Here is a 19956-nt window from a genome sequence, read left to right on the forward strand (position 1 = left end):
GATTCAACTTGGTGCATTGTCGTCTCATGCTAGTGCAAACATTAGCATCAACAATTTCGAATCGAATGAAGATGATTGAAGTGTATTGTTGAGGTTAATACGGGATGTAGAACTTTGAAAAATGAGATCAGATCCGCAGACTAAATTCAAAGATCGCATTGTTTGTTGTAATTTAATAGACGATCGGTCTATTATTGTTGTATGACAGAATCCATAACTAAAAATACCAGCATAAATACGACCAAGCCACGACGTGGTAGGCCGCCAAAGATCGCCAGAGAGTCACAAGATACCCGTGCAGAATTGATCCGCAGTGGTCTTGAACAACTCACTGAAAATGGCTTTGCTTCATCTGGGATCGATCAGATATTAAAGAAAGTCGGCGTACCGAAAGGCTCTTTCTATTATTACTTTTCAAGTAAAGAAGTATTTGGTCAGGCAGTTATTGAAAACTACGCCACTTACTTTGCTTACAAGCTTGATAAGCATTTACTTGATGACAGTTATCCACCATTAGACCGAATTGGTCAGTTTGTTGAAAGTGCTAAAACAGGCATGGTGCGCTATGAGTTTAAGCGTGGTTGTTTAGTGGGTAACTTAGGCCAAGAAGTGGATTTATTGCCCGATAGTTTTAGACAGCAATTGATAGACATATTTTTAGATTGGCAACATAGATTAGCGATTTGCCTTAATGCAGCCAAAGCTCAAGGTGAGTTAGCAGCAACAGCAAATTGTGAGCTTTTAGCAGAGCAGTTTTGGGTTGGCTGGGAAGGCGCAGTGAGCCGAGCTAAGCTGGTTCAAAGTACTCAACCTTTACAGAATTACCTCGAATTTTTTATCGCTGGATTACCTCGATAAAATTTTTTAATTATTTATAGACACTCGGTCTATATTAAGGAGACACCATGTTTAATGGTTTATTGATTGAAAAAGATGACCAAGGTTATCGCGCAGAAGTAAAAGCAATTGATGAGAGTGTATTGCCCGAGGGTGATGTGAGTGTGAAGGTGCTATATAGCACGATTAATTATAAAGATGCGTTGGCTATTACCGGGAAAGGTCCTGTCGTTAGGCAGTTCCCAATGGTGCCAGGGATCGATTTAGTCGGAGTGGTAGAGCACTCTGACAGTGATAAATTTAACGTTGGTGAACATGTTCTGTTAAATGGTTTTGGCGTTGGTGAAGTGCATTGTGGTGGTTTAGCAGAGCAAGCGCGTTTAAAAAGTGATTGGTTAATTCCGTTACCAAAAGCGTTTACACCTCGACAAGCCATGGCCATTGGCACAGCAGGTTACACGGCAATGTTGAGTGTTATTGCACTGGAGAAAAATGGTGTCACTCCTGATAAAGGTGAAATTTTGGTGACAGGCGCTAATGGCGGTGTCGGCAGTTTTGCGATCGCCATTTTAGCCAAACTTGGCTACAAGGTTGTGGCATCAACTGGCCGAGCTGATCAATCAGCTTACCTTGAAAAATTAGGCGCAAGTGAGGTGATTGACCGTAATACCTTGTCAGAACCAGGTCGACCATTAGCCAGAGAACGTTGGGCTGGAGCAATTGACTCTGTAGGTAGTCACACCTTAGCGAATATCTGCGCCAGCACACGATATGGCGGCACAGTAGCGGCTTGTGGCTTGGCCCAAGGGATGGATTTTCCTTCTTCTGTCATGCCATTTATTTTACGCGGTGTAACGCTTGCGGGAATCGACAGTGTCATGCGTCCACTGGAAGACAGACTTGAGGCGTGGCAACGCTTAGCTGAGATTATTGAACCACACATGTTTGATGATATTTCTGCAGATATTGGCTTAAATGAAGTGATAGAGACGGCAAATGAGTTGATGGCTGGTCAGGTTCGTGGCCGTATTGTGGTTGACCTTTCAAAGTAATTTATTCTGTTTTGATTTAAACAATGTAAAAAGCCAGTCGATTGACTGGCTTTTTTATTGAGTGTTAAACCCCAATATACTGCTTACCAAATAAGGCTTACCAAATACGAACGCGTTGATCTTCTGGCAAGTAAAGCTTGTCACCTGGTTTTACATCAAACGCTTTGTACCAAGCATCGTGGTTACGTGGTGCAAGTGCGCGGTATCTTCCTGGTGCATGAGTACCTGCACGAAGCTGACTTAACATGCTTTGCTCGGTGCGTTTTTCTTTCCACACTTGTGCCCAAGCTAAGAAGAAACGTTGATCGCCCGTTAGGCCATCAATAATCGGTGCTTCTTTACCATTTAAGCTTAATTGATAAGCATGGTAAGCCATTGACAGGCCACCCACATCACCAATGTTTTCGCCTAAGCTGTTACGGCCATTTACGAAGTTGTCAGGTAATGGCTCGTACTTGCTGTATTGATCTGCAAGCATATCGGCTTTTGCTTCAAATGCAGCGCGATCGCTATCTGTCCACCAGTTACGTTGAATACCATTAGCATCTGATTTAGAGCCTTGGTCATCAAAGCCGTGGCCCATTTCATGGCCAATCACTGCGCCAATGCCGCCATAGTTCACAGCAGGATCAGCATTTGGATCGAAAAACGGTGGCTGTAAAATAGCTGCTGGGAATACAATTTCGTTGAACGAGCTATTGTAGTATGCGTTGACAAATTGTGGCGTCATGCCCCAACGGTTACGGTCAGTTTTCTTCAACTCTTTTGCCACGCTATCAGCATGGAAGTACTGACGCAGATTTTTGATATTACTCAGTAAATCTTTATTGCTTAACGCTAAGCCATCAAATTCTTGCCATACATCTGGGTAACCGATTTTAGGGGTGAATGCTGCAAGTTTAGCGTGGGCATTGACCTTAGTTTCATCTCCCATCCAATCAAGACCATCAATACGTTGACCTAACGCAGTACGAAGGTTTTCGACTAAGTCAGCCATTTGCTGTTTTGATGATTCAGGGAAGTAACGCGCTACATACACTTTACCAATAGCAAAGCCTAGAGATTGGGTACCAGACATTTCGGCTACGGCACGTTTCCAACGAGGCTTTGGCTCTTCTTGGCCGCTCAGTTCTTTGCCATAAAAAGCAAAACTGGCGTTGTAAATATCTTCAGATAGTAAGCCAGCGTTATTACTGACGGTATGGAAGGTGAGGTAGTCTTGCCACACATTCAACGGCTCGTTGTTCACTAGCTCAATCATTGCTTTGATAGGCTCTGGTTGAGACACATTAAGTTGTGGGATTTGGTAACCAGATTGCTCAAAGAATAAGTCCCAGTTGAAGTTAGGGTACTCATTGTTTAAGTCTGCACGTTTAACCTGATTTAGGGTTAAATCACGGTTACGGCGCTTTTCACGCGGCCATTGACCTTCAGCGATTTTAGTCTCTAACGCTAGTATTGCTTCAGCGCGTGCTTGGCCATCTTTGATGCCTGCAAAAGCGAGCATTTCAGCAATGTGGCTTACATAAGCGGTGCGAATTTTTACAAAACGTTCGCTGTCTTCTAGGTAGTATGAACGATCTGGTAAGCCTAAACCGCCAGCGCCAATAGACAATTCATATTGGTTTGGATCTAAACGGTTAAACCACATGCCGCCAGAAATAGGCGATTCAGCGTCGGTGAGCCACGCGTTACCAAACACCTTGGTTAGGTCATCAGTGTTTTTAACCGCGGTAATGGTATCTAAAGTGCCTTGAATTGGGGTGATACCCAATTTATTGATGGTGTCCGTGTCCATGTAAGACTGGTAAAAGTCGGCAATTAGTTGCTCTTCAGCGTTCAGGTCGCTGCGGCTGGCAATGTCATCAATAATCTCTTTAACTTGTTGTTCACTGCGCTCACCTAATGCGGTGAAAGCGCCGTAACGGGTTTTATCTGCTGGCATTTCAAAATTGTCATACCATGTGCCGCTGGCATACATAAAGAAGTCATCGCCAGGTTTTACGGCTTCATTTCGAGCGGTTAAATCTACGCCGAAATCGCCTAACTCAGCATGAGTGGAAACTGCTTTAGCTGCTGGTGCTTCAGCTTTAGTCGTGTCGTTAACTTTGACATCTGAACTGCCGCAAGCACTCAAAAAAGTTGAGGCTAACGCAATCGCGATTAGTGTTTTTTTCATTGTGGTCTGCTTCCTTACAAAAAATGAGGTTCATTTTTGTTTTTATAATGCTATTTATCTTATTTTTATTGAGTTGTTGCTTTAGAAAATACAACGCTTAATCAGCAATCTGCTTTATGAGCTTCTTCTATGATTCTGTGCACTCTTATTATTATGCTTTTAACTTTGTTGTGTTAATTACCAGTACTATCAATTATCAGTAATCTTAATTATCAGTAATCTTAATTATCAGTAATCTTAATTATCAGTAATTTTCAATACCACTGGATTTTCACCCACTCTTTTTAAAGAGCACAAATATAAAATCGAATCCATATTCTAAGACTTAGTAAAAAAGGTCAATCTTATAATTGTTAGCAAATCTTGATACATACATTGATTAAATAAGCCTAATACTAAGTGATTAATCCAAACTGAATCAGAAATTGATTTGAATTAGATGCAAGTGTTGAAGATTAGTGTTTAACGCGAATGTTAATTAGAAAGCGCTTTCTGTGTTTTTGTTTTGTTAGTTTTGTGTTTTATTTATGTGTTTTTAAAAGGCTTTTGGCTAAATGTAACAAAATATTTGGCGATGTGTTCAATAGGCTACTACAGGTTAAAAGGCAGCTTAGTTGTCTGTATTAACAATAAATCACACAAGGAATGTCTATGACCTCAGATCAAAATTACTTTCAAACTCGCTCAGCAATCCACACTAATACGGTTAACTTTTTTTATTGTATTGCTTCATCTCGTTTGGTTGGGCATATGACAATTATGCTTGTTGGCGGCTTTATTACACTTGGATTATTTGTGTTTATGGCTCAGTTGGTAAAAAGTGATGCCGTGTTTGTTGATGAAGTAAAACCCACGCCAATCATCGATTTTTTTGAGAGACCTGCGGAGCCATCAAAGCCCATTAAAAAAATCAGACTTAAACCTAATAAAGTCCCGCCAATTGTTAAACATGATTCGGTGACGACCCAAAGTGAAAAATCAGTGACAACTTTTACTGATATCTCCCCTGAAATGACGCCACCCATTCAAGAGAAATTTAAACCAGGGTTTAATGAAGGTGATGCCATGCCTGTTGTGCAAGTGTCACCGCAGTACCCGATGAATGCAGCGAGCGATGGTAAAGAAGGTTATGTGATAGTGATGTTTGATATCAGCAGTAGCGGTGCGGTCATTAATGCTCAGGTGTTGGAAGCTCAACCTAAAAGAACCTTTAATCGTGCAGCACTTCAAGCGATAAATAATTGGAAGTACAAGCCTAAAACCGTAAAAGGTCAGGGCGTAATCCAACGTAATCAACAAGTGAGATTAGACTTTACCTTAGACAAAGCTAACTAATGAATTGTTAAGGTGGCTATCGAGGAATAGTTAAATCAGTTTCCGTCCAGATTCATTTTGGGGGCGGAAATTGAGAAACCTTTAATCGTGAAATCATTATGTTCAGGTATTAAATGACGACTTATATAGCTAGCAGTGAAAGCAATAAAATGAAATTGAAGTGACTCTGACAGTGTTAATGTTTGCAGTTTTTATGGTTCATTAAGCTCAGTTTTGATGAATTTAGCTGAGCTTAATGATGCACGGAAAGCATAGTGGGAGATGTACGCTTATGCATGAAAGATGAAAATCGTTAGCAGGTTATACTGCTATGGAATTAAGCAAAAAAGTCATCGCCACCCATGTCACGCTTGAGTTGCTGCGCTTCAAGGTAATCCTCAAGGCGTCTTTTCACCTCGCGTCTGTGTAGCATATCTTCTTTTGCTTTTTGGTTAGATGGTTTCTCAAGCGCTTCAACTTCAGCGTCCATGAGTACAAGATCAATAATTTCAGCCATAAAATATCCTCATTATCGAATCGTCATTTCTTGCTTTAGCGATACCTTTAAGGCCGTTAATGATGTTCAAGAAAGACAATCAATATTAAACATAGAGACCAAACTACAAGCATTTAGTATTGGTAAAAATGACACTACATTAGTGTATGCTTAAGCTGGAATTTATCAGGAGTTTAAAAATAAAAATGCGATCCGCGTAACAATTTTATTTTAAAGTTTCAAAAGGAGATATCCGTCATGTTTTTAGATAGATAGCGGCTTTTTGTGGCTATTTAATCTGACTATCAACAAGCTAAAAATTGCCAATTAACGTAAAGGTAAGCCCATTTTATTGTGGCTATATATGGTGGCTATATAGATTTTGTTGATAATTGCTGGCTAAATGAGCTTATTAGTTATAAATAGAGCTTAAAATGAATATCGAACACTTGAAATTATTTATCCGTGTGGCGACAACCAGCAATATTAGCCAAGCAGGTAAAGCATTAGATTTATCGCCAGCAGTGGCCAGCGCTCATATTAATAAGCTTGAAGACACTTTAGGCGTTAGGCTTATTCACCGCACGACACGCAAAGTGTCACTGACCGAAGAAGGGCAAGACTTTCTCCCTCATGCTGAAGAAGTGATTGCCACTTTTGAAGCGGCTAAAGCCTCTGTTGGGGTTGGCAGTATCACTCCAAGAGGCACACTTAGAGTCAACGCTCCTGCATCATTTGGCAGAATGCATTTAATGCCTGCATTAAAAGGATTTGTGAAACAGTACCCTGATTTAACCCTTGATTTGCGCTTAAGTGATTCGATATTAGATTTAGTAGAAGGTGGCTTTGATATTGCGATTCGAGACGCTTCGCTGAATGACTCAAGCCTAGTGACTAGAAAGCTGGCTACCGATAACCGCATTATTTGTGCATCGCCTGAGTATCTTGCGAAGTGTGGCGAGCCGACAACCCCTGAAGCATTAGCAGCACATCAATGTTTAAATCTCACTGGTATTGATACTTGGGTGTTTGATACTCCTAACGGTCAGGTAAGCATTAAACCAAGTGGCAATATTCGAGCTGATAATGGCGAGGCAGTGAGAGATGCCTGCGTTAATGGCATGGGGATTACAATGAGCTCAACTTGGTGTGTGCATCAACACCTTAAACGTGGCGAGTTAGTACAGATACTTGCTGATTACCCATTAGTGTCGAATACCGCTATTTGGGCTGTATACCCAAGCTCACGTTTATTAGCACCAAAAGTCAGAGCTTTTATTGATTATTTCGCTGAGCAATTTGGCCAGAAGCCTTATTGGGGTTAAAGCATGGCCATGAATGTATCTTTATTTTTAGCTACAACTTCGAGTAATGCCATATGACTGATAGAGCTAATTTAACGTTAAGCCCGACTCAAGCTAGAAAGTTAGTTTTACTGTCTCAAGGTTTTCCGGTTAAACCCTCAAAGAAAACCGCTAACTCAGCTTCTTTGGCCGTGATAGAGCGTTTAGGTTATGTGCAAATCGATACAATTTCGGTGGTACAAAGGGCGCATCATCACACGCTTTGGACTCGTAATCCCGATTATCAACTCGATCATATCGATACGCTTATCGCAGATAAAAAAGTCTTTGAGTATTGGTCGCATGCTGCGGCTTATTTACCGATGCAAGATTATCGTTTTAGCTTACCAAGAAAGAATGCTTTAAAAGCTGGGGAGCAGCAGCATTGGTTTAGTAAAAGTTTACCATTAATGGCAGAGGTCATGAGCCGAATTGAGGCGGAAGGGCCGCTGATGGCAAAAGATTTTGTTTCCAAAAACTTAAAAAGTAATGGTTGGGGAGCCAGTCCAACAAAACAGGCGCTAGAAAACTTATACATGCAAGGTGATTTAATGATTACCGAGCGGCGAAATTTTCATAAAGTCTATGATTTAACCCAGCGAGTATTACCTGAAAACCTTGATATTAGCGTGCCTTCGGCGCAGGAACATGGCCGGTTTTTAGTGCTACGATTTTTACGTGCTCAAGGCTTTGGCACTCTGGCGGAAATCATCTATTTACTCAAGCACGTTAAAGCCCATGCTCGTGCTGCTATCGATGAGCTTTACCAGTCAGGTGAGATTGATAAAGTGATGATTAGCGGCGTGGAGTATTATGCTTGCCATGATGTTTTGGCATTACTAAACCGCAGAGTGAATAAGCAACAACTGAAAATACTGTCGCCGTTCGATAACTTATTGATCCAACGTAAACGCGCCAATGCGATATTTGATTTTGACTACTTGCTTGAATGCTATGTCCCCGCCACAAAACGCCAGTTCGGCTATTTTTGTTTACCTATTTTATGGGGTGAAAGGTTGGTCGCTAGGGCAGACTGCAAAGCAGATAGAAAGACCTCGACATTGAATGTTGTCCATTTATATATTGAAGCTTGGATAACTGATACCAGTGATTTTATGACCGCACTCGACACCCAATTGACGCAATTCACACGTTTTAATGACTGTGAAACCTTTAACATTCAGCAAGTCACTCAGCTTTCATAATTGCTTCTTTTAGTGATATTTGTCTCAGTGTTACATCGGATTGTCTATGATGCTAGCGTGTTCATAACTGAGTAAGTTATGACAGAATATGAATGACTTTAAAGGAGTGTAAAGTCACTATGGATTAACGCACAGCTGGGGTTTAATTAGCTTTATTGTCCTCTTTCATTCGTTGTCTACTCTTTGATACTTATGCAGGGCATTAATTGAGTCTCTTTATGGGGCCCATTTACTTTTTGATGAACCTGATTGGGCTAAAGCTATTATGAAAAACGAATTGTTTAAAAACATCATATTTTCAATTGGCGGGATAATCATGTTTGGAAGTACAGCTGTAAGTTGTGCAACTGAAGATGATGTTCATGAGTGTCATGTAGGTTATGCTGACAATGTGAAGGAGTACCGAGATACTGCTAAAACATCCTAAATAGGATGCTGAGATATTATCAACTAAATGCAAATTACAGATAATACTTTGGCTGCCATTGATTTGATAAAATAGTATTCTTCTACCTTCTACCTTAGGCACAGCCTACATTACATAGTTAATAATAATTACATTACTAAAAGTGATAGTGCAAATCTGGTGATCTGATTTCCATATTATTTTAAAGATATTCAATTAATATTCCTCCCATCTTATTTAGAAGTAAATTCAAGTAAACAGGGATGGTTAAACATTAATTGGAGTCACCAATGAGACAAATCTCAACACTTTACTCGACTATGCGCAGTTCGTTTTTTGAACTGCTGCTAATGCTTGTACTCATTTTAGCCTTACCGTTACCTTTAATGGCACAACCGCTAGATTATAAGTTCCCTAGAGAGTGCACTTATACGAAGTCTGGTTACCCTGTTCCTTTATGTGGTAAGCCGCTAACCAAGCATGATGTTATTGCCAAGATGGAAGGTGAGCATAGAGTTTATGCGGAGCACTTTATTGCAGGTGAAGAGAATATTCATGCTGATGAAATGAGGATTACAACAATAGGTTCAGGAAACCCGCCAGTGCGACTTGGCCAAGCTTCAACGAGTTGGCTAGTGGAGCTGGGCAATGGTGATAATTTTATATTCGACATTGGCGGTGGCACAGTGCCAGCACTTTGGAGTTTAGGTATCCCTCATTCTGAATTAGATAAAGTTTTTGTTACCCATCTTCATTTAGATCATGTTGGGGGGATTTTTAATTTATGGGATTCTATGGGGTGGGGAAGAAACACACCTTTACAAGTTTGGGGCTCGTCTGGCTATACTCCTGAGCTAGGTGTGAAAGCTTTTATTACGCACGTGGAGAAAGCTGCAGCTTGGCATGTATTAAGTAAAACAGGCATTGCAGCCCGAGAAGGTATGCAAATTAAGGCACATGAGTTTGATTATGCCCAATTTAGTCCTGAACAACCTCGTCAGCTGATTTATGCTAAAAATGATGTGAAAATTTATGCCTTTCCAGTTGATCATATTTTACAGGGCGCAGTGGGATACCGTTTAGAGTGGAATGGCTTATCAATGGCTTTTACAGGGGATAGCGAGCCTACGACTCATGAAGCCAACATGGCAAAAGGTGTAGATGTTTTTATCCATGAGTTATTTATTGATGCAGCCACTTTTTCAGAAAAAAATGCTATGCCAATTGAGGTTGCTGAAAATATCGTACATAAGCATACTTCAGCTAATGAGTTAGGTGAAATATTTGCACTTGCAGCTCCAGTGCTTGGGGTTGGTACTCATTTCTTTACCAATGAGGATACTATTGATTCTGCATTTGAAGGGATGGCTGAAACGTACTCAGGCCCCGTTGTTATTGCCCAAGATTTAATGGTCATCAATGTGACCAAAGAGCAGGTAGTAACACGGATGGCTAGAACTGATTTACTGGCTTGGTCACCTCAGTCCCCAGCGACTGACAAACAGCCGACATATGATGACAAACCAACAGAAGGTCTAACACCTCAATGGGTGTCAGAATCTCGGTTAACGACTGCTAAATGATTCATTTATTCAATTAATGCTCAATTAGTTAAAATAACCATGACTAAAGTGATGGTTATTCATTTGCTACAATCTATATATCGTTTTTCTGACTCAGTAACTTAATAAATTAATTGAATAAATCGGAAAGTGAATATGAATGTTGATTTAGACAAATTAGACTTGAATCTATTACGTATTTTGCAGGTGTTAGTTAAAACTAAAAATGCTCAAAAAACAGCTGAGCAACTTAGCATTTCCTCCACTAGTGTCAGTCGAGCGCTGAATAAGTTACGTGAAGAATTCGGCGAAAACTTATTTATACGTCAGCCGCATGGTATTGAACCATCAGAATTTGCTTATGAGTTAGCGCTTGCGTCAGAAGCAATGCTTGTTCCATTAGAGCAGGTTATTTTTCATCGAACTCGGTTTAACCATAAAGAGTACAAAGGTAAAATCACCATAGCTGTGAATACTTTTTTACTAGAAATTTTTGGTACTGACATTTCTCAAGCATTGATGGCCAAATTTCCATGTGCAAGCTTTCAGTTAGAGTGTTGGGATAATCAGACAAATGTAAAAATGGCCAGAGGTGATATCAACTTTGGCCTGCACTTTTCAACTTATCCTTTTGCATCTCAATGCTATACCGCAAAACTTCGGCGGATAGAAAATAGAATTATGTGTCATAAAACCCACCCTTTAGCAGTGTTAGAGGCTGGGAGTGATTGGCATAACTTGGCACAATACCCTCTCGTCCAGTTGTTAGTGATGGGAATGAACGAACATGCTGATATCACTTCAATAGAGTATCTTAAACGGGGCATTACCCCCTCTATCAAATTGAAAACTGACAATTTAAAAACAGCTTGTGAACAATTGGTTCATTCTCAAGCTATCATGATTGGAAGTGACTTGATTCAGCGGCTTTATCCTGAGCTATCTTCTTTGCCGCTTCCGACAATAAGAGATGAGCTTTTATACCTTGATATCAGTAGTGTGTTTTTACGCACTCATAGAGATTCACAGCTAATTCAACATATAAATGACACAATTTCAGTAGTGCTAGCTCAATAATAATTTACTTAGGCTGATGCCTTTGCTCGGTTAACTTAGATAAGGTAAGCACAGATTCCCGTTTATTTCCGAGCAAAGTGTTGAATCGAGTAGAGCCAACACTTTTGTTATCTAATACTCATCCATATAGCATTAACGATTGACCTAATACCGTTCCATTTTCCCTAAATTTTTTACCAAGAAAATGTCTGAATGATTTCTTGTTTAGTCACTGGGTTGGTAGCAATTTCGTGCTCAATTCTATCCTGAAATGGCACTCTTGCTTGTGGCAACATGCCGCGCATTGGCGAGATATTATTGCCATGGTCACCCCAGTAATAACAATCAAAATCCGCAAGGTTTTCCAATAAATACTTTTCTTCCTCAAGCACCTGTAATGGACTTGGCATAACAAATTCGCCGCGATGTACTTGCATTTCAAGTTCAGTACCAGGTTGAATCGCAATTGCCATGGGCGCGATTTCTTCTGGTTGCATGATATTTAAAATATCTGTGGTGGCTTTAATATGCTCAGTTGAGCGATACCTGCCCCCTAAACCGAAAATGAACGAAGCAAGTACTTTAATGCCTGCTTCTTTAGCCATTGCCATGCCTTCAATGGCATGTTCAGGCTTCATCGCTTTTTTGATGTTGTCGAGCACGATAGGATCGCCAGACTCTAATCCCGCATAGGCCATGGTTAAGCCTGCTGCGCGCATTTGTTTAAGTTCGTCTACCGTTTTACGGCGAAAATCATTAAATCCTGCATATAAAGCAATGTTTTGAATTTCTGGAAAAGTCTTAGTAATTTTATTGAGAATTGCCAGTAGAAACTCGGTTCTTACCGCCATCACATTGCCATCAATTAAAAAGATAGATTCAACGTGAGCGTGGATTTTTCTGGCTTCATCGATATCGCTAAAAATATCTTCTAACTCACGGATCTTAAATCGTTTATCGCTGAACATATTGCAGAAGGTACATTGGTTATTACTGCAACCTAATGTCGTCTGAATGAGGATGCTGTCAGCCTCAGGCCATGGACGATAAACTTTGCCTTCATAACGCATAACGTTTCCTTAAGGCTTTCGCCTTATTGAGATTACATCACCTAAAAGCTGAAATGCTCTAGGCCAAAGCTGCGCTAAATGGCACGCAGCAATACAATGAGGATGATCATAGCAATAGATTTTAATTTTGATAATTAAGCTTAATATGGAATCAGTTTATAGATTTTGTTGATAATGGTGAGGTGGCCATAGTTAACTTTTATGTTATAGAAAGTTGAATTTAAGCCATAGTTTTAGGTGAGTCGAAGTTTTGAATTAATACCCCTTTGAAATTAAAATAATAAAAAAGCTAATGACGCCAATCATTAGCTTTTTGAGCCGCTACTTGCTGAATTAAAACAGGCTGTTTAACTGAGCTCTGTTAGCACTTGCTCAAGCACTGAAACGACTTTAGCCGTTTTAGCCACATCGAGCGCATCTGGGTGAGGTGCGGTAAATTGGCCTCTGTCATTATCAAAATATTGTCCAGTGGCTTGAGCAAACTCTTCAGATAATGCCGCTCTTGTTAAGATGTCTGCACCAATAGATAAATCACCACCTGCCACGCCATAAGCCTGTTTAACCATTTTACTGCCTAACATCGACGCAGGATTGACTGCCACAATGATAGGGCCACTACCTTGTATCGATAAGGCTAAATCACGTGACCACATGGTCAGAGCAAGCTTACTTTGTGCATAGACAGTACTGTCAGATAGCGGGCTTGGTTGCGCCATATCTGTGGCTAAAAATGCCGCTTGAGCTGCTGAGGATAAATTCACAATCCGACCACTCGTATCCATAATCGGCATAAGTAATTTACTTAGTAGGTAAGGCGCAAAGGTATTAACTGCATAGCGCGAATCTAGACCATCAGAAGTAACTAAAATGGTTGGGTTATACACACCAGCATTGTTAATTAACACATCCAATTTATTGTGTTTGGCTTTGATTTGATCTGCTAATTTTTTTACATCACTCATGCTGGATAAATCAGCAACATAGGATTCTATTTGTGCAGCTGATGATGTATTTGTTAGTTGTGCCTCTACATCAGCAAGTTTGTTAGGGTTGCGACCGTGAAGTAGTACTTTATGACCTTCAGCTAACAACATTTTTGCTGTTTCTAATCCAATTCCATCTGTAGAACCAGTAACAAGAATGATTTTTTGCATGATGTATTCCTAATGATATTAATCGCCGCTGGGGCGCTGTTCATTGTTTTGATTCATTAATATTAGCACTTATTGGTTTTTTGATAATGGCACTAAATATAGAATCACTTTATGGATTCTATTGATAATAGTGCATTGCTCACAGCAGCAAGAGATTGGTTAAAAATTAACTTTATTTAATTTGCACAATCACATAATTGAGTCCAATGTTTATTTAGAGCCTTTACTCTATTTGGTTTTAAGGTTGATACATTTACTTTTCAATTAAGAAGAAAATAGAGTGATGGTTGTAAGGTGGATTAACACCAACGCTAGGATGGCATTTGAGGTTTAAGATAACTTAAACCTTCATAAGAGAGGCGAGAAGGTCTCTTTAGCGAGGTATCACTATGAAATTATCAACGTTCACTAAACCTAACTTTTCATTGTCGACAGCTAAACAACAAGGTGGTTTCACCTTAGTTGAATTAGTAGTTGTCATTATTATTCTCGGCATTCTAGCGGTGGTAGCGGCGCCCAAATTTATTAACTTGCAGGGTGATGCTCGCGTTAGTTCGCTTGCTGGAATGAAAGCGGCGATTCAAAGTGCTAATACATTGGTGTATTCGAAAGCCAGTCTTGCTGGAGTGGAGAAAGACCCAAATGTGACGGATTTAGATATCGGTACAGGTAAAGATTTGTTCACAGCCTACGGTTATGTGGTTGCTTCTGAGCTAGATTTAGATAATTTGCTTCAGAGTGATTTTAACTCGGCAGTTTCTGAAACAGATCCAACTATGGCAGTTGACAGAGGAGCTGAATGGACAATGTATGAAGGCACAGAACAAGCCACTATTTGGCAAGTGGGTGCGCCAGCAGAGTGTAAGTTAGTGTATAAGGAGGCAAAAAGTACAACAGAGTTACCTGAGTACATATTAGAAACCGATCCAACTCATTGTTAAGGAGGCAAATGACTATTTGAAACTGAGGTTCATAGCGTTATTCAAAACGATAAACCCTAGGAGGCTAAGATTTTTAGATTGAAATATAAAGCAGTCTCACATGTTGAGACTGCTTTACGCTTTTAGTTTTAGCTAAAACCAGAACTTATTTTCTAAGTGGTTTACCTTTCCTGCGATTGCTTTTCACTAATAACGGCTTATGCTGTTGCTATCTCTGTTTACGTTAATGCCTAATTATGACAACTGCCAAAAATTCAAACCTCGTATCCATTGTGGTGATCATCGGCTTGCTGATAACTGTTATTACCTCGGTGGTGATGATTAATCTATCAAACCAACACAAAGGCCCTGAAATTTGGAGCTCTTTTGTTTATAAAAACGGTTATAACTCAGCTGCATATGAAATGGATACCGACTTTACCAGTTACGAATCTTGCAAGGTACATGCTCAAAATATTTCAGCTAAATACAACAATGCACCATGGCAGTGTGGCTCGCAATGTCGTTTTGACTCAATGCGCCAAGGTTTTGAATGTGAGTCGATGGTGAACGATTAATATAGCCAATACAGCATGTAAATATCCGACACTATGTTAATTCTATAATCATTAACGATGATTAATATTAACCATTGTAAAGGTAAGCTTCAGTTCAGGTTTTTTGTCGTAAGATGCTGCTATCAAACGTCATCTATCTTGAGGTCATAAAATGAAAAAAATATTAGTCTGTGGCGTGTTATTCGCATCAACAACAGCCATTGCCAGTCAGCCAGAAGCTTATACCGATACCGCGCTAATTAAACCTGCAGTCAAGCAAGCTGGTGGCTTTACTGGTCCAGGCCGCGGAGAAGTGTATACCGCAGCAAAAGCGCTTGAAGCTAAAGATGATACACCAGCAGTATTAACGGGTTATATCGTTGAATCTTTAGGTGATGAGGAATATCGCTTTAAAGATGAAAGTGGTGAGATCATTGTTGAAATTGATAACGATGACTGGCGAGGGATTAGTGCTACTCCAGATACGAAACTCACCTTGCTAGGTGAGATTGATAGTGAATGGACGTCGACTTCAATGGATGTCGATGTGGTAAGTCTTGCCGATTAATAGCGTAACTTTATAGTCTTCATTTTCTGCTTATGTATTCTCAGCTCTATATTGTTAAGGAAATATTCCTCATCACAATAGGGCTGAGCTGATACAGCACAATAACGTCTTAGAGCAAAACCTATATTTAAAGCGTTAAGTTTATTGCTTAAACAACACTACAGCGGTTTGTTGAGGTGATAACTCAAAGATATGTCTTTGCTTATCTACTTTGCGACTGGCTTTCATTGAAATAGCTTGTTCGTTAAAGCTTTTCCCAAATAATTGATTCTCAAATGTGAGAGCTTGCTTACCTTCATTGAGTTTGAATCGTCCCATAATAATGATTTGATCCGATGGTTGTTTTGGCGAACCATGAGATGCTAAAGAAACGATAAGTCCTTGCAGTGGTAATCGACCTGTTTCATCGCTCAAACTAACGTGTTGATGAATAGCTTGATTGATGGGGTGGTGGTATGTATTGAGCTCATAAGATGACAGCTTGCCATCGTTATCTTCATCAATGTTACTGCTGGGCTCAATGCCATCAATCGCCTCAAAAGCTGAAAAGGGCAGTGATAACACCATAAACGCACCATCATCAACAATATTAATGGTGCCATGCTGTGCCACCATCATATGCCCATGGGTTGGCAATATTAATCCCAAACTGCCTACCAAAATGAATAGCTTAATGGCTGTTGCTGTATATATTTTCATGTGATTCCTTGGTTAACATTTCGCAACTAACACATAGCGACTAACGTATAGTTACTTAAGTGAAACCTAGGCGCTTAGTCTGCTTAATTAAGTGTGATTTTTGACTGGCTAAAACCCACTAGTTACATGACTTCGCCCTTTACACAGCGTTGGAAATACGGGTAACTGTCGGTAGCGTAGTAATGATAAATTCCTTCAGGAAATTCTGGGGTAACACCGACACGACCATTACATTCATCTAAATCGCCAGAACCTGAAACATATTCCCAGTCTTGTGCGAATGTACCTAAAGGGTAAATATCACTTGATGGACGACTGCTACTGACATTCGTCACAAGTTGATAGCTGCCAGTAATGGTTTTGATACTTGAACTTGCATCGTCTGCAACGCTGTATCCATAGCGAGCGTAAATTGGGAATCCATCAGAGGCCCAGCCAATAATGGTCACTTTATCGCTGCTGCCTTCCTGTAACTCAATAAAACCTTCAGGCATGCCGTGATAATGGTATTCCCCTCCTGGTTGCACGTGGGCGTTATTATCATCAGTACCAAAGTCGAAACTAGACTGACCTAACGCTTCAATATTCCAACTGCCATCGTTACCCGTTAAGTCGCAATTGTCGCCGGAGTCATCGCAGGTTCCCGCTGTACTCGCATCAATTTTTACCCCGTTGAGTACGTAACCTAAAACACCACGAGGGCCACCAAGCTCCGTCGCTGTATCGGTTTCAACTGGGGCTAGGGTGTAATTGGCTGAAATATCTTGTTCATATATTGTGTTTGGGTTGCCTTCATTTGGGAAAGTACCCACATCATGATCAGGAATACCATTTGCGTCGAGCCAGCGTTCACCATCCTCGCAACTCCATTCAGCATTACTGGTGTTATAAACTGATTCTGACTCGTTATAAGTGCTATTTTCATAATCACAAAGTACGCCGTCGGTAGAGACAAATTCATTATCTGAACTGTCTTCATCATCAGAGCTTGAATCATCAGACACATTATTTTCTTCTACTTCTTCTATTGAGCTTGTGTCGTCATCACTACTGCCACAAGCACTGAGGGCTGAAGCCAAGAAAAGCATCAAAAATGTTTTCAGCAGGATGTTAAACGCGTTACTCATTACCGCGAAGGTCTGGCTACGTAGATGCTTCATAATGGTATTTCCTTCGTCATTAATAGAGTTAAGTTAGCGGTTGCTCATGTAGTTTGTGCTAATCCTAGCGATAAAAAGTGCAGAAATGGTGCAGTAATTAAGGATGTTTACGGCAAATGTTGGAATGATGTTAACGCTGAGGGGGGCTGGCTGTATTTGTGAGTTGATAGGCTGGAGAGCCAAATAAAAAGCGCATCAAGCAGCGGTTAGAGTGCGCTGCTTGATGCGCTTAATGTATAGCTGAATGACTAAAAACGCGCGTTGATATCTAAACCAACAAGTAACCCATCTTGAGCGTCGCCATCATCGTTTAACAATTTACTGGCGCTAAATTTAGCTGAAAAATTTTGTGTTATTTGCCACCAGTAAGCCGTGTTAAGGCCGTAATTATTGAAACTATCAGAGAGTTCGATTGTTTCACCTTCAGGGGTGAAGTTGCTGCTCTTAAATTGCTTCATATCAATGTCTTGCCAAGCATAGTGCGCGCCAATTGACCATGATTTGTTGATATAAAAATCGGCTGCTAGGTATATGTGGTTGAATGTATTATCAATGTCAGTGGTGAAGTAACGTTCTGGCATAAATCCATCTTGCGCAAGCCGAGAATAGTAATTTTGGCTAGCATCAGTGTACTGCCAACGTGCAAAAAGGTTCACCCCATTAATTGACTCCATTGGAATATAACTTTGAGTCTCTAGGCCAAAGGTATCGGATTGGTTATCGAAATTAGCAGCTAACAAACCGATTTGAAAATTCTGACCGCTGCCACTCGTATGTTTATAGCTATCTGATCCACTTTGGTTTTGGTAAAAAGGGAGACTTGTGAGCTTTCGTTAAAGTAATAACCTAACTTAAGCCCATAAAGTGACTCATCGTAATTATATGGCCAGCCACTGGAGTCGTCGTCATCATTTATTTGCTGATAATTTGCGCCAATAAACCATTTTGAGTCAAAAACATAAGTTCCATCGATTTGGTAACTGCTGGTCTCGGCTAAATCTGATTTAAGGTAGTCAAAGCCAAAGTTTGAAGATTGAGCTAAGAAGGTGTTGAGTGCCCAAGGACCTAAATCAGTACTCACAGCATCAAAATAGTAACGATAACTGGCAAATAGGTAAGCGTTGTCGCTGTTGTCTGTATCAGTGATATATGAAGCACTAGTATCGTGATGAAAACTGTTATTAGTCGATGCTTGTGTATCATCAGCTTGAGCAGAAAAAGCCAGAAAGCTAATAGCAATCGCTGATGCCAGTTTGATTGGTTGAGAGTTGAGTCGTTTCATATTTACATCCTTGTGGGTTTACAGATTCCAATACCTATTGTGGTAATTACCATTTGTTAACATCTGTATTTTTATGTGTCAAATAATCTTATTTATCAATTACTTATGTTTTATTTAATTTAAATAAAAGTAGGTGTAATGTAAAGGCTAAATTAGTGAGGCTTGAACTGTGTGGAGGACTATTATTTGGCTTTGGATAATCATTTTTTTAAAATTAGCGTATCATGCGCTTTTTTAATTACATTGACTTAGCCATGCGCCATTTAAAAACCAGCTATCACCCTGACACACCAAGCCACTTAGTTGCGCAACAGCAAGACACTATGCTGACTCGCCGAGCTGCGAGAGCGATAGTACTCAATGGCAATGACATCTTGATGCTTTATACCGAGCGTTATCATGATTACACCTTGCCGGGAGGTGGGGTTGATGAGCACGAAGCTATTGAACAAGGTTTAGTCCGTGAGCTGCAAGAGGAAACGGGTGCTAAGTCGATTCGCAATATTAATGGTTTTGGCTTGTATGAAGAGTATCGCCCTTGGGCGCGTGATGGCATGACATTAATTCACATGCTGTCGTACTGCTACACCTGCGAGATTGATAGTGAACTGGGCGAGACAAGCTTTGAAAGTCACGAAATTAATAATGGTATGAAACCTGTGTGGATTGATATCGATGAAGCGATACAACATAACCTTGATACGATGGCTAACAGTGATAAAAAAGGCCTATCAATCGAGCGTGAAACATTTCTGCTGAAACTGATTAAACAAGAATTACTTTAACTGTGAATCAATAACTGAAAAGCAATCGTACAGTATCCTTTTTTAGATAATTGAATTAACTAATTGTTACAGCGAGTTTAGAGGTTATTTATATCATTTAGCCTATCTCAGGCTCAAAATTTAGCTTTTTCATCAAAGCCTGAAATATTGATTTCAGGCTTTTTTTGGCCAGTAATTTTGTTGCGGGCTAATTTTGTAGAATTTTAGATAAATCGGTATTCATTATTTAGCAAAATATAAATCAGGTAACCCTAAAAATACCTATTTCGAGGTATGCTAATTTAGTGTTGGTTAATGATCTTGCTCACAAA

At 40.1% G+C, this 19956-nt stretch carries 19 protein-coding genes; 11 read left to right on the forward strand and 8 right to left on the reverse strand.

Annotated features, from left to right (window positions below):
- Positions 1-201: 201 nt before the first annotated feature.
- Together acuR and acuI are read left to right on the forward strand one after the other, a co-directional pair.
- A complete protein-coding gene (acuR, locus tag AC0L4E_RS03430; protein WP_473678017.1) occupies positions 202-858 on the forward strand; it encodes an acrylate utilization transcriptional regulator AcuR in 657 nt (218 codons plus the stop codon).
- Between the two features lie 47 nt (positions 859-905).
- The gene (gene acuI, locus AC0L4E_RS03435; protein WP_473678018.1) at positions 906-1889 is read left to right on the forward strand and encodes an acrylyl-CoA reductase (NADPH); all 984 of its coding nucleotides are present in this window, start codon (positions 906-908) and stop codon (positions 1887-1889) included.
- Between the two features lie 97 nt (positions 1890-1986).
- Here the strand turns inward: acuI and AC0L4E_RS03440 are convergent, their stop codons facing one another.
- Positions 1987-4068: a M13 family metallopeptidase gene (locus AC0L4E_RS03440; protein ID WP_473678019.1), complete on the reverse strand. Its 2082-nt coding sequence runs from the start codon at positions 4066-4068 to the stop codon at positions 1987-1989.
- A 651-nt stretch (positions 4069-4719) separates the two neighbouring features.
- Between AC0L4E_RS03440 and AC0L4E_RS03445 the strand changes: the two genes are divergently transcribed.
- Positions 4720-5403, forward strand: a complete 684-nt coding sequence (locus tag AC0L4E_RS03445) for an energy transducer TonB (RefSeq protein ID WP_473678020.1) — start codon at positions 4720-4722, stop codon at positions 5401-5403.
- A 316-nt stretch (positions 5404-5719) separates the two neighbouring features.
- Here the strand turns inward: AC0L4E_RS03445 and AC0L4E_RS03450 are convergent, their stop codons facing one another.
- On the reverse strand, positions 5720-5899 hold the full coding sequence (locus AC0L4E_RS03450) for a PA3496 family putative envelope integrity protein (protein ID WP_220753167.1): 180 nt from the start codon (positions 5897-5899) through the stop codon (positions 5720-5722).
- Positions 5900-6312: 413 nt separating this feature from the next.
- On the opposite strand from AC0L4E_RS03450, the gene AC0L4E_RS03455 reads away from it, so the two are divergent.
- From AC0L4E_RS03455 to AC0L4E_RS03470, 4 genes are all read left to right on the forward strand, one after another.
- Entirely contained in the window at positions 6313-7203 is an 891-nt protein-coding gene (locus tag AC0L4E_RS03455) for a LysR family transcriptional regulator (RefSeq protein WP_473678021.1), read from the forward strand.
- A 53-nt stretch (positions 7204-7256) separates the two neighbouring features.
- Positions 7257-8426, forward strand: coding sequence for a winged helix-turn-helix domain-containing protein (locus AC0L4E_RS03460; RefSeq protein WP_473678023.1), 1170 nt, complete (start codon positions 7257-7259; stop codon positions 8424-8426).
- A gap of 696 nt (positions 8427-9122) precedes the next feature.
- Positions 9123-10415 (forward strand): guanitoxin biosynthesis MBL fold metallo-hydrolase GntH, encoded by a 1293-nt coding sequence (gntH, locus tag AC0L4E_RS03465; RefSeq protein ID WP_473678024.1) that lies wholly within the window; start codon positions 9123-9125, stop codon positions 10413-10415.
- 135 nt (positions 10416-10550) lie between these two features.
- On the forward strand, positions 10551-11471 hold the full coding sequence (locus tag AC0L4E_RS03470; protein WP_473678025.1) for a LysR family transcriptional regulator: 921 nt from the start codon (positions 10551-10553) through the stop codon (positions 11469-11471).
- Between the two features lie 173 nt (positions 11472-11644).
- Here AC0L4E_RS03470 and AC0L4E_RS03475 read toward each other — a convergent pair whose 3' ends face one another.
- Both AC0L4E_RS03475 and AC0L4E_RS03480 read right to left on the reverse strand, forming a co-directional pair.
- Positions 11645-12520 (reverse strand): radical SAM protein, encoded by an 876-nt coding sequence (locus AC0L4E_RS03475; RefSeq protein WP_473678026.1) that lies wholly within the window; start codon positions 12518-12520, stop codon positions 11645-11647.
- Positions 12521-12867: 347 nt separating this feature from the next.
- Positions 12868-13674, reverse strand: a complete 807-nt coding sequence (locus tag AC0L4E_RS03480; protein WP_473678027.1) for an SDR family NAD(P)-dependent oxidoreductase — start codon at positions 13672-13674, stop codon at positions 12868-12870.
- 389 nt (positions 13675-14063) lie between these two features.
- Between AC0L4E_RS03480 and AC0L4E_RS03485 the strand changes: the two genes are divergently transcribed.
- From AC0L4E_RS03485 to AC0L4E_RS03495, 3 genes are all read left to right on the forward strand, one after another.
- The gene (locus tag AC0L4E_RS03485) at positions 14064-14615 is read left to right on the forward strand and encodes a type II secretion system protein (RefSeq protein WP_473678028.1); all 552 of its coding nucleotides are present in this window, start codon (positions 14064-14066) and stop codon (positions 14613-14615) included.
- A 236-nt stretch (positions 14616-14851) separates the two neighbouring features.
- A complete protein-coding gene (locus tag AC0L4E_RS03490) occupies positions 14852-15172 on the forward strand; it encodes a hypothetical protein (RefSeq protein WP_473678029.1) in 321 nt (106 codons plus the stop codon).
- Positions 15173-15323: 151 nt separating this feature from the next.
- The gene (locus tag AC0L4E_RS03495; protein WP_473678030.1) at positions 15324-15719 is read left to right on the forward strand and encodes a YgiW/YdeI family stress tolerance OB fold protein; all 396 of its coding nucleotides are present in this window, start codon (positions 15324-15326) and stop codon (positions 15717-15719) included.
- A gap of 141 nt (positions 15720-15860) precedes the next feature.
- Here the strand turns inward: AC0L4E_RS03495 and AC0L4E_RS03500 are convergent, their stop codons facing one another.
- The 4 genes from AC0L4E_RS03500 to AC0L4E_RS03515 form a co-directional block, all read right to left on the reverse strand.
- Positions 15861-16418 carry a hypothetical protein gene (locus AC0L4E_RS03500; protein WP_473678031.1) on the reverse strand — a complete coding sequence of 186 codons (558 nt, stop codon included), beginning with the start codon at positions 16416-16418 and terminating at the stop codon, positions 15861-15863.
- Positions 16419-16540: 122 nt separating this feature from the next.
- Entirely contained in the window at positions 16541-17578 is a 1038-nt protein-coding gene (locus tag AC0L4E_RS03505) for a YHYH protein (protein ID WP_473678032.1), read from the reverse strand.
- Between the two features lie 248 nt (positions 17579-17826).
- Positions 17827-18318: a hypothetical protein gene (locus AC0L4E_RS03510; RefSeq protein ID WP_473678033.1), complete on the reverse strand. Its 492-nt coding sequence runs from the start codon at positions 18316-18318 to the stop codon at positions 17827-17829.
- On the reverse strand, positions 18312-18860 hold the full coding sequence (locus tag AC0L4E_RS03515) for a hypothetical protein (protein WP_473678034.1): 549 nt from the start codon (positions 18858-18860) through the stop codon (positions 18312-18314). The genes AC0L4E_RS03510 and AC0L4E_RS03515 overlap by 7 nt, the downstream gene beginning before the upstream one ends.
- Positions 18861-19114: 254 nt before the next feature.
- Between AC0L4E_RS03515 and AC0L4E_RS03520 the strand changes: the two genes are divergently transcribed.
- Positions 19115-19645 (forward strand): NUDIX hydrolase, encoded by a 531-nt coding sequence (locus tag AC0L4E_RS03520; RefSeq protein ID WP_473678035.1) that lies wholly within the window; start codon positions 19115-19117, stop codon positions 19643-19645.
- Positions 19646-19956 lie beyond the last annotated feature (311 nt).

The organism is Shewanella sp. GJ50-10 (assembly GCF_055808815.1).

What these genes read in the sequence shown, in the direction of transcription:
- AC0L4E_RS03485 (WP_473678028.1), top strand. Translation starts at nt 14,064, where the DNA reads ATGAAATTATCAACGTTCACTAAACCTAACTTTTCATTGTCGACAGCT.
- AC0L4E_RS03475 (WP_473678026.1), bottom strand. Translation starts at nt 12,520, where the DNA reads ATGCGTTATGAAGGCAAAGTTTATCGTCCATGGCCTGAGGCTGACAGC.
- AC0L4E_RS03445 (WP_473678020.1), top strand. Translation starts at nt 4,720, where the DNA reads ATGACCTCAGATCAAAATTACTTTCAAACTCGCTCAGCAATCCACACT.
- AC0L4E_RS03440 (WP_473678019.1), bottom strand. Translation starts at nt 4,068, where the DNA reads ATGAAAAAAACACTAATCGCGATTGCGTTAGCCTCAACTTTTTTGAGT.
- AC0L4E_RS03515 (WP_473678034.1), bottom strand. Translation starts at nt 18,860, where the DNA reads ATGAAACGACTCAACTCTCAACCAATCAAACTGGCATCAGCGATTGCT.
- AC0L4E_RS03480 (WP_473678027.1), bottom strand. Translation starts at nt 13,674, where the DNA reads ATGCAAAAAATCATTCTTGTTACTGGTTCTACAGATGGAATTGGATTA.
- acuR (WP_473678017.1), top strand. Translation starts at nt 202, where the DNA reads ATGACAGAATCCATAACTAAAAATACCAGCATAAATACGACCAAGCCA.
- AC0L4E_RS03500 (WP_473678031.1), bottom strand. Translation starts at nt 16,418, where the DNA reads ATGAAAATATATACAGCAACAGCCATTAAGCTATTCATTTTGGTAGGC.
- AC0L4E_RS03460 (WP_473678023.1), top strand. Translation starts at nt 7,257, where the DNA reads ATGACTGATAGAGCTAATTTAACGTTAAGCCCGACTCAAGCTAGAAAG.
- AC0L4E_RS03495 (WP_473678030.1), top strand. Translation starts at nt 15,324, where the DNA reads ATGAAAAAAATATTAGTCTGTGGCGTGTTATTCGCATCAACAACAGCC.
- gntH (WP_473678024.1), top strand. Translation starts at nt 9,123, where the DNA reads ATGAGACAAATCTCAACACTTTACTCGACTATGCGCAGTTCGTTTTTT.
- AC0L4E_RS03470 (WP_473678025.1), top strand. Translation starts at nt 10,551, where the DNA reads ATGAATGTTGATTTAGACAAATTAGACTTGAATCTATTACGTATTTTG.
- AC0L4E_RS03490 (WP_473678029.1), top strand. Translation starts at nt 14,852, where the DNA reads ATGACAACTGCCAAAAATTCAAACCTCGTATCCATTGTGGTGATCATC.
- AC0L4E_RS03520 (WP_473678035.1), top strand. Translation starts at nt 19,115, where the DNA reads ATGCGCCATTTAAAAACCAGCTATCACCCTGACACACCAAGCCACTTA.
- acuI (WP_473678018.1), top strand. Translation starts at nt 906, where the DNA reads ATGTTTAATGGTTTATTGATTGAAAAAGATGACCAAGGTTATCGCGCA.
- AC0L4E_RS03450 (WP_220753167.1), bottom strand. Translation starts at nt 5,899, where the DNA reads ATGGCTGAAATTATTGATCTTGTACTCATGGACGCTGAAGTTGAAGCG.
- AC0L4E_RS03505 (WP_473678032.1), bottom strand. Translation starts at nt 17,578, where the DNA reads ATGAAGCATCTACGTAGCCAGACCTTCGCGGTAATGAGTAACGCGTTT.
- AC0L4E_RS03455 (WP_473678021.1), top strand. Translation starts at nt 6,313, where the DNA reads ATGAATATCGAACACTTGAAATTATTTATCCGTGTGGCGACAACCAGC.